We start from the raw sequence: 9,800 nt of genomic DNA on the forward strand, positions 1-9,800 counted from the left end.
CAAAGTGACAGAGGTATAAAGAGTTATAACAAGAAGCACTATTTTCATAGTGCTTCTTGTTGTTTTATAAGGTTTTAAAACCTTAGTGCCTTAGAATCTTAGTAACTCAGAACCTTTACGGATTCCATCCCCCGCCAAGGGCTTTGTACAATTGTACCATCGAACTTAATTGTCTTTCAGACAACTGTGAAAGACTTAATTGCGCCTGAAACAAGTTGCTTTCGACATCTAAAACTTCCAGATACGAAACATAACCGCTGTCATATCTTTCGTAGGACAGTTTATAGTTTATTAAAGCCGCATTAACCTGTCGGTTTCGGGCGTTCCATTCTTCTTTGTAGGTTTTGATGTTCTGAATAGATTGTTCTACTTCATTAACCGCAGAAATATACGTTTTTTGATAGGTAAACTTGAGTTCTTCAGCCTGTTGTCTGTATATTTCTACTCTGCGTTTGTTTCTTCCAAAAGCAAATATAGGACCGGTAACTCCCGCAGAAGCATTTTGCGAATAAGAACTTCCTAAAAACAAATTGCTTAAATCGGCGCTGGCGAATCCTGCAATTGCTGCGAGGTTAAAAGAAGGAAAGCGCATCGCCTGGGCGGTTCCGATTCTTTCATTGGAAGCTTTGTATTTTAATTCTGCCGCTTTCACATCAGGTCTGTTTTCCAGTAAAGCGGACGGAATTGATAACGGTATTTCGCTTACAATTCGCAATTCGGTATTGGATTTTCCTCTGGGAATTTGTGATGGAAGCTGACCGGTAAGAAGGGAAATAATATTTTCCTGAATCGTTATCTGTCTTTTAATGTTAGGAATAGTTGCTTCGGCGATCGCGACCTGTTGTTCGATTTGTGCTTTGTCTACCTCAGAGATATAACCGCTTTTGAATCTTTGGTTTATAATTTCATAATATTTTTCCCGGGTAGAAAGGGTATGCTGTGCGATCTCTAACTGATCGTCGAAATTTCGCAACTGAAAATAAGCTGTAGCAATATCACTCACAATATTTGAAAGTACAACTTTACGGGCTTCCTCAGTAGCCAGAAGTTCATTTTGTACCGCTTTATTTTCATGACGGTATCTTCCCCAAAAATCAATTTCCCAGGACATGTTTGCACTGACATTTGACGGCGTCAGATTTTTTTCGTTGCTGTTTATGGTTGCTCCATATTGAAAAGAGGGTAATAGATTTGTTTTAGAGTATCCTAGTTGGGCCCTAAGCTGATCAATTCTGGTAACCGCAATTTTTAAATCATAATTATTCTGAAGCCCCTTTGTAATCAGGTCTTTTAAAACATCATCATTAAATAAATCAAACCATTTTAAGTTGACGACCGTGGCGAGACTGTCTAAATTTCGTTCGTTTTGATAAGAATCAGACTTTAGCTGTTCCGGCTTTTTATACTTAGGCCCCACCATACAGCCTACAGGCAATAAGAAGAGTAAAAGGATAATGGCTATTATTTTATATTTCTTAATCATCATGGCCAGTGGTATTAGAGTCCTTATTATTTTCCGTCGTTGCGATAGTATCTTTTTTCTTTTTTCCGATGTTTTCAATCATGACAAACAAGCCAGGTACAATTAATACCCCCAAAACGGTGGCGATTAACATACCGCTAAATACTGCCATTCCCATTACAATACGTGCCTGAGAGCCCGCACCCGTAGCCGTTAAGAGCGGAACAACACCAAGAATAAAAGCAAAGGCCGTCATTAGAATCGGTCGGAAACGAAGTTTTGCAGCGACCATAGCCGATTCGTACAGCGGTTTTCCTTTTTCGTATTCTTCTTTGGCAAATTCGACAATAAGGATCGCATTTTTGGCAACCAATCCGATTAAGAGCACTAACCCAATCTGAGCAAAAACATTGTTGACGTAGGCATCACTTCCGATTCTGGCTAATAGCAGTCCCAAAAAGGCACCAAAAACGGCAAAGGGCGCACCAAGCAAGACACTGAAAGGTAACTTCCAACTTTCGTACTGTGCGGCCAGAATTAGAAATACAAATACGAGTGCCATGATAAATACAGAACTTCCGCCGGGAGAATGTTTTTCCTGATACGAAAGGTTGATGTAATCGTAACCCATATCCGCCGGCAGGGTTTGTTTGGCGACTTCTTCTAAAGCTTCTAAAGCTTGCGCACTACTGTAACCGTCATTCGGACTTCCGCCGATTTCGGCAGATCGGAACAGATTGAGACGATTGGTAAAATCAGGGCCCATAACCTTTGAAGCGGTTACCAATGTGGAAATAGGAAGCATATCACCATCATTATTTCTGATATAAATCAGGTTTAAATCTTCGGGTTTTACCCTATTGACGGCTTCACCTTGTATGAAAACCTTGTATTGACGTCCAAAACGATTAAAGTCATTTACATAACTTCCCCCTAAAAAGGCACCTAAAGCTTCGGTAACTTTCGAGACCGGAACACCAAGTTTCATGGCTTTGTCGTTATCAATATCCAATTTGATTTGTGGAGAACCGGCATTAAAAGTGGTATAGATTCGTTTTATTTCCGGACGCTGCTGAGCGGCGGCTATAAAAGCCTGAGTCTGTTCGGCTAAATATTGTGGAGTATTACCACCTTTGTCCTGCAGCATTAAACTAAAACCTGCGGAAGCACCCAGACCCTGAATGGCCGGAGGACCAAATCCGAATACGGAAGCAGTGGTGATTTGAGTCGCAAATTTTTTGTTTAAGCGGTCCACAAATTGTTTAGAAGTTTCATCTCTTTCTTCCCAGGGTTTTAATGAGATGAAAATAAAGGCACTGTTCGGCTGGTAAGAATTGGTAAGCATACTAAACCCGTTGATCGTAGTATAGGATAGTATGGATTTCTCTTCTTTTAAAAAACGGTCTACTTTTCGCGATATTTCATCTGTACGCTGTAAGGAAGAGGCTGGAGGTAGTGACATATTGACTAATACATAACCCTGATCTTCTTCGGGAATAAAACCTAACGGAATTTTTTTGCCTAATACTACAACGGCAGCCATGATTACGGCCAGTAAGACTACAATTCGCATTGATTTTTTGGCAAAAAAAGTAGCTCCTGTTAGATATCTTCCGGTAACTTTTTCGAAAATTCGGTTAAAACCGGCGAAAAATTTGGCCAGCCATCCGGTTTGTTCTTCAATTGGTTTGGTCGGTTTTAATAACATGGCACATAAGGCAGGACTTAAAGACAAGGCACTAAGGGCTGAGAACGCTACCGATACCGCAATAGTGATGGCAAACTGCTGATAAAAACGACCCGTGATTCCCGGAGTCATGGCAACCGGTACAAAAACAGCAATCAAAATTAAGGCAATGGCAATTACAGGACCCGATACTTCTTTCATTGCCTGAATGGTAGCTTCCCGCGGACTTTTGCCTTTTTCGATATGATGAATAACGGCTTCTACCACAACAATAGCATCATCGACTACAATACCAATGGCCAATACCAATCCTAAGAGTGAAAGTGTGTTTATCGAAAATCCTAATAAAGGAAAAACGGCAATGGTTCCCACTAAGGAAACAGGAACCGTTATTAAAGGGATTAAGGTAGCACGCCAGTTTTGCAGAAAGATAAATACCACCAGAATTACCAGTATAACCGCTTCAAAGAGGGTGTGAACAATATCTTCCACTCCGGCAGTAATGGCAAGAGTCGTATCGAGTGACTCCTGATATTCGATATCTTTTGGGAATTTTTCAGACAGGTCTTTCATGGCTTTTTTGGCCAGTTCAGCTACTTCAAGCGCATTACTTCCGGGCATTTGATAAACTGCCATTACCGCACTTGGCGAACTGTTTCGTCGTGCAGACGAACTGTAATTCTCGGTTCCCAGTTCAATTCGGGAAATGTCGCTGAGTAAAACCTGTGCCCCGTCTTTTTTACTTCGAACAACGATTTCTCCAAATTGTTTTTCCGTTACCAGACGATCCTGAAGCGTAACACCATAAGTAAACTCAGTACCTGGAGGTGCGGGTTCGGCCCCGAATTTTCCCCCGGGACTAATCATGTTTTGAGCGTTCAACGCATTTTTTACATCATCAACCGTAGCTCCCAGTTTGCTCATGACATCGGCCTTTAACCAGATACGCATCGAATAGTCACTCCCTCCAAAAAGAGCAACCTCTCCAACACCTTTTATACGAGCCAGCTGATCTACAATATTGATACTCGCATAATTGTTTAAGAATTTAGCGTCATATTTCGGATTGTTTGAGGTGACAGTAAACAGCATCATCGGAAACGATAAGGACTTTTTTACCACAACCCCTTGTTGTTTTACACTGGAAGGCATAAAAGGCGAAGATTGATTTTGCCGGTTTTGAGTGAGCATATTGGCATTGTCCAGATTCGTTCCCACATCAAAAGTTACCTCAATGGTACAGGCGCCATCAGAAGTATTGGTAGATTTCATGTACAGCATATTTTCCACACCATTTACTTTTTGTTCAATAGGTGTAGCAACAGCTTGTTCAACATTCAACGCATTGGCACCTGTAAAACTCGTATTGATTTTAACAACTGGCGGATTAATGTCGGGGTATTGCGAAATAGGTGTTTTTTGTAATGCCAGTAACCCGAGTATCACAATAATAATACTCATTACTATAGCAACGATTGGTCTTCGAACGAAAAATTCTCCCATGATACGTGGTGTATAAGTTATTTAGTTGCCGCAGCTTGTGTCTGACCTAATTGCCATTGAATTACTTTTGGTGTAATAACACTTCCATTCTTTAGTAAAGACGTACCTCCCATGGCTATTTTATCTCCAGGTTTTAAGCCGTCTTCTATTACATAACCATCTTTTACAGCCGGTCCCGGTTTTACGATTTGCATGTTGACTTTATTGTCTTTGCCTAATACGTAAACCTGATAAATACCCTGTACTTCGATAACAGCACGTTGCGGAATCACGATCGCATCTTTACGAATGTCGGTAAGCAATCCGATTTTTACATATTGCCCCGGACGTAATAATTTATCAGGATTTGAAAATGCCGCTTCAAAGGTTATCGCGCCCGTAGAAGGATCAATCTGTCTGTCGGCGAAACTGACTTTACCCGTTTCAGGATAAACAGAGCCATCGGATAATTTCAGAGAAACCACAGCGCCGGAACCTTTTAAAGAAGAATTAGGTTTATTGAATTCTCTAAACAAACGAAGAAATTCCTGTTCGCTCATCGTAAATCGAACCCTGACATCACCTAAGTCGGAGATTGTATTTAGAACTGATGCCGCACCAGGTCTCACATAATCGCCTACTCTTACTTTTGATATTCCGATTAAACCAGAAATTGGTGCGATAATACGGCAATAGCCCAGTTCGATTTTTGAATTTTCCAAAGAAGCCTGAGACGCTTTAATTTTAGCCTGAGACGCACTGTAGGCTGATTTAGCCGAAATTAACTCTCTTTGACTAACAGCATTTATCTTTGCTAATGGCGCTATCATGTCTAAATCGGCTTTGGTTTTTGCCAAACTGGCTTGCGATTCTGCCAGTGCCCCTGCGGCTTCGTCCATTTTGGTTTTATAAGGAAGCGGGTCAATAGTGTACAATACTTGTCCTTTGGTAACAAAACCACCTTCTTTAAAATTTTGACTCATAATAATACCGTCAACACGAGGATTTATCTGAATGTCTGACAGGCCATAAGTCTGTCCGGTGTATTCAGATTCTACATTTACATCCTGATTTAAAACAGTAAGAACTGAAATTTCAAGAGGTTTGGGTGGTGGCGGAGTTTCTTTTTTACAGGCTGAAAGAAAGAAAAGGAGTAGGATTGCAGAAGGATAAATTTTGTTCATTTTTAATTTATATTAAAATGTATTAATATTCAACTAACTAGAAACCAAATATGTGCATTGCTAAGTTAACATTTTTTTAGCAAAAAGTGAAAAAAAGAATATCCGCAGCTGTTCTGTTTGTATACGACGGTATTTGGATTAACCTTTTACGGAAACAGGACGAACTTTTGAATGATAAAATAACAAGCATCTATAAAATTGGGCCTTTTTTCTGAGATGAAAAAATGAGATGAAATGTTAATAGCATTTTTAATCTAAAAATAATTGGTACTTTTGCACCAGATTTAAAAAAAATCAAACTTATTCTTAACTTAAAACTGTTTATAGCATGCAACTGTATAACACTTTGAGCGCAGAAGAAAGAGCTATCATGATCGATGATGCCGGTAAACAACGATTAACGTTGTCTTTCTATGCGTATGCCAAAATTGAAGATCCCAAAAAATTTCGCGACGATTTATTTATTGCCTGGAACAAGCTTGATGCTTTAGGCCGAATTTATGTGGCTAATGAAGGTATTAATGCTCAAATGAGTATTCCTGCCGAAAATTTGGAGGCTTTTAGAACAACTCTGGAAGTATATGATTTCATGAAAGGCATCCGTTTGAATGAAGCCGTAGAACATGACGATCATTCCTTTTTAAAACTAACGATCAAAGTTCGTCACAAAATTGTCGCTGACGGTTTGAATGACGAAACTTTTGATGTAACCAATATTGGCATTCACCTGAAAGCCAAAGAATTTAATGCCATTCTTGACGATCCTGATACAATTGTGGTTGATTTTAGAAATCACTACGAAAGTGAAGTAGGGCACTTTAAAAATGCAATTACTCCCGATGTTGAAACTTTTAGAGAAAGTTTACCAATCATCAACGAACAGCTTCAAAATCATAAAGAAGATAAAAACCTTGTGATGTATTGTACCGGAGGAATTCGTTGCGAAAAAGCAAGTGCCTATTTTAAACACCAGGGTTTTAAAAATGTCTATCAATTAGAAGGTGGTATCATCAATTACGCTAAACAAATTGAGGAAGAAGGCCTGGAAAGCAAATTCATCGGAAAAAACTTTGTGTTTGATAATCGTTTAGGGGAAAGAATTACAGAAGATATTATTTCGCAATGTCACCAATGTGGAAAACCTTGTGACAATCATACCAATTGTGAAAATGACGGCTGTCATTTATTGTTTATTCAGTGTGATGAATGTAAATCGGCAATGGAAAACTGTTGTTCAACAGAATGTCTGGAAATCATCCACATGCCTTTAGTTGATCAGGTTCGATTGAGAACCGGAAAACAAGTTGGAAACAAAGTTTTCAGAAAAGGAAAATCGGAAAATTTGAAATTCAAACATTCAGGTGATTTACCCAATACAGCTTTGGCTGCAGCAGAAAAACCTGTTGACATTCGTCAGAAAGTAAAAGTAAAAAAAGTACTTCTTGGAAAAGCAGAGCATTATTATGTAAAAGCCCAGGTGGCGCAGTTTACGATTGAAAATCAAGAGTTAAATGCCGGAGATAAAATCTTAATTTCCGGACCAACAACCGGTAATCAGGAATTGGTTTTAGAAAGACTGATTGTTGACGGAGCCGAAACTTCAATCGCTAAAATGGGTGATAAAGTTACTTTTGAAGTTCCTTTCAGAGTTAGATTGTCAGATAAAATATATAAGATTCTGGATTAAGCACTGACTTAATTATTAGAAAACCTAACAGATTTTAATGCTGTTAGGTTTTTTTTATACTCCGAAAACAACAAACCGCACAGGTTTCAAAAACCTGTACGGTTTACTTTATAAAACAGGATTTTTTTATGTGGTAAACGGATTCTGGTTGTTTTTCTAATTAATAAAGAATGAATTTAAATAACGCAATTGTGTTGCGATAAAATTAAATACCCTGTAATCAAAATTAGAGGGTATTGATTATTAATGGAATATGTAGTCTTCGACCTGGTCGTAGACCTGCCATTTTCCTTTCACTTTCTGCATGATTATAGTTTTGTTTTCATGAATGAGACCTTCTATATCAGCAGTTGATCCACGTGAAAAGTAAAACAAAACATATTTTTTGTTTTTATAAAAAACAGGGTCAGATATTGAGAATACAAGTCCTGGTTTGTTTTCATACTTATCCAGAAATTTTGTGTTCCACATTCCCAATCTATTTTCAAAAATAAAATCAAATCCAGGAAAATCTTTTGGTTTCCAGTATTTTTTAATGGTGTCATTGGAATAAGTTTCAAGCATAATGTCATAACTTTTTTGATCAAATAACGAACTTCTGTAGTTTTTCTGGACTTCAGCCGTTTTGTCCCCACCATAAAATATGCGTAAAGCATTGCGAAGATCTGCTTTGTCTTTTATGATAATTATGCTTTCATTATTTGTAATTTTTGTTTTAAGGAAAGTATTAATTGATTCGTACCTGCTATGGTTAATAGATGAGCATGAAAGTAGTAATGCCTGGAATACTATTAAAATTAAGATCTTTCTTTTCATAATTGTTTTCTAATTACATGGTTTTCCTTGGGGATTTTGGTTTCCTCTGGATTTGTTTCTGGCTTCTACCGTTTTACGTTGCGCAATTCTGTCCTTATCAGCAGTTGATAGTTTAGCGTTATAAATTGGAGTGCCTTGCAAGCTACCCCATGCTAAGTCTTTGTACATTTGTTGAGCTGCACCTGAGGCAACAGGTGTTCCGGTGTTAAATTCCTGTAAGGCAGAAGCCATTATGTCAACATAGCGATTTGCAATTTCAGCATGATGTGCATCAGCCATGTCATTTGACGGAGATCCGGGATTAGTACTTCGTACATAAGCTTCAAATAAAGTTGGAAAATCGGATAACGAAGAATTTCCGGTTGATTTTTGTTGATCGATAATACTTAAAAAATAAGCATGTATTATTTCGTGAATTAGTGTTGTTGCTACCGATAAATCCGTTGGAGGTGAGTTTGGTTCTGAGTCTATAACTCCATTTAGATAATCCTGATTAATTGTAATTTGATAATTGTTATCAGACAATTTGATAGTTTGCCCAAAAACGGATGGACCTCCTAATACTGGTCCTTTTTGCATAGTAACATCATAAGGAGAGATTGGACCTCCAAAACGTTGTAACATCTTGGTAATGTCATTTTGTTTTAAATTTTTTAGTTTTTCAAGAGCTGATTTTCCGCAAGGATCCAGATTGTTGTCTTTAATTTGTTCCACCCTATTCCAATTTGCCGATCCGCCACTAGAACCACCACCGATTGGTACTATTGGAGGATTTACAGGATTTGTAATAGGGTTGGGCCAGGGACTGCCTCCAGGACCTGTTACAACTACCTCGTTTAGTTTAATAGCGCCTTCGTCTCCGTGGCAGTTATTGCAAACACCCGCTCCACTTGATTTCGAAAAGAGATTATTACCATTGGCTATCCCTTGTTTATAATTATCTTTTCTCGTATCCATGGTCTCTAAGTTAGTAATTCTTAACTCACCGGTAAACGATTCTAGTATTTTGTGTGTGGCTATTTTTTGCAGATCCTCTATTTCTTGTGAATCTTTAAAATCAAAGCTCCATAATTTTCCTGTAATATTATAATCATTGATGTCCAAAATAATTTTTTGTAAAAGAAAAGAGTTGGAAGATTTTACCGGAATTATGGCAACAAAAGAGTTTTCTGCGCTTTGTTGATAGAGGGTTGCGGAGTTCCAAAGTACATCTTTTTCATTGATAGTGTGTTTTGAGTTTAGCCATTCTTTTGAGCGGATAAGTAATGCTGATTCCTGTTTTTCAATACTGGTGTAATCATTTTCAGGAGAACAGCTGAAGATTAGTAAGCATAACAGAACAATCGTTAACAGATTGTAAGGGTGTTTTTTCATTGTATTATTTTTATTAAAACTGAATAAATTTAAGGCAAAAGTATTTAGAAGTTTTTTTATAAGAAAAAATATATGATTTGATATTTAAAGAATAAAATTGTAGGTAAA

General features: G+C 38.0%; 6 protein-coding genes. 1 reads left to right on the forward strand and 5 read right to left on the reverse strand.

Going from position 1 to position 9,800, the window contains the following annotated elements; translation table 11 throughout:
• Nucleotides 1–115: 115 nt before the first annotated feature.
• From JO950_RS01785 to JO950_RS01795, 3 genes are read right to left on the reverse strand one after another with little or no spacing between them, the layout of a single operon-like run.
• A complete protein-coding gene (locus JO950_RS01785) occupies nt 116–1,486 on the reverse strand; it encodes an efflux transporter outer membrane subunit (protein ID WP_229999142.1) in 1,371 nt (456 codons plus the stop codon).
• Nucleotides 1,476–4,652 (reverse strand): efflux RND transporter permease subunit, encoded by a 3,177-nt coding sequence (locus JO950_RS01790; RefSeq protein WP_202700791.1) that lies wholly within the window; start codon nt 4,650–4,652, stop codon nt 1,476–1,478. The genes JO950_RS01785 and JO950_RS01790 overlap by 11 nt, the downstream gene beginning before the upstream one ends.
• A gap of 17 nt (nt 4,653–4,669) precedes the next feature.
• Complete coding sequence (locus JO950_RS01795) at nt 4,670–5,815, reverse strand: efflux RND transporter periplasmic adaptor subunit (protein ID WP_202700792.1); 1,146 nt, start codon at nt 5,813–5,815, stop codon at nt 4,670–4,672.
• A gap of 328 nt (nt 5,816–6,143) precedes the next feature.
• Between JO950_RS01795 and JO950_RS01800 the strand changes: the two genes are divergently transcribed.
• Nucleotides 6,144–7,502: a rhodanese-related sulfurtransferase gene (locus tag JO950_RS01800; RefSeq protein WP_202700793.1), complete on the forward strand. Its 1,359-nt coding sequence runs from the start codon at nt 6,144–6,146 to the stop codon at nt 7,500–7,502.
• A 243-nt stretch (nt 7,503–7,745) separates the two neighbouring features.
• Here the strand turns inward: JO950_RS01800 and JO950_RS01805 are convergent, their stop codons facing one another.
• Both JO950_RS01805 and JO950_RS01810 read right to left on the reverse strand, forming a co-directional pair.
• Complete coding sequence (locus tag JO950_RS01805) at nt 7,746–8,318, reverse strand: hypothetical protein (RefSeq protein WP_202700794.1); 573 nt, start codon at nt 8,316–8,318, stop codon at nt 7,746–7,748.
• 9 nt (nt 8,319–8,327) lie between these two features.
• Nucleotides 8,328–9,692, reverse strand: a complete 1,365-nt coding sequence (locus JO950_RS01810) for a hypothetical protein (protein WP_202700795.1) — start codon at nt 9,690–9,692, stop codon at nt 8,328–8,330.
• Nucleotides 9,693–9,800: the final 108 nt, after the last annotated feature.

This window comes from Flavobacterium sp. UGB4466 (genome assembly GCF_903469665.1).
GTDB classification, from domain to species: domain Bacteria; phylum Bacteroidota; class Bacteroidia; order Flavobacteriales; family Flavobacteriaceae; genus Flavobacterium; species Flavobacterium lipolyticum.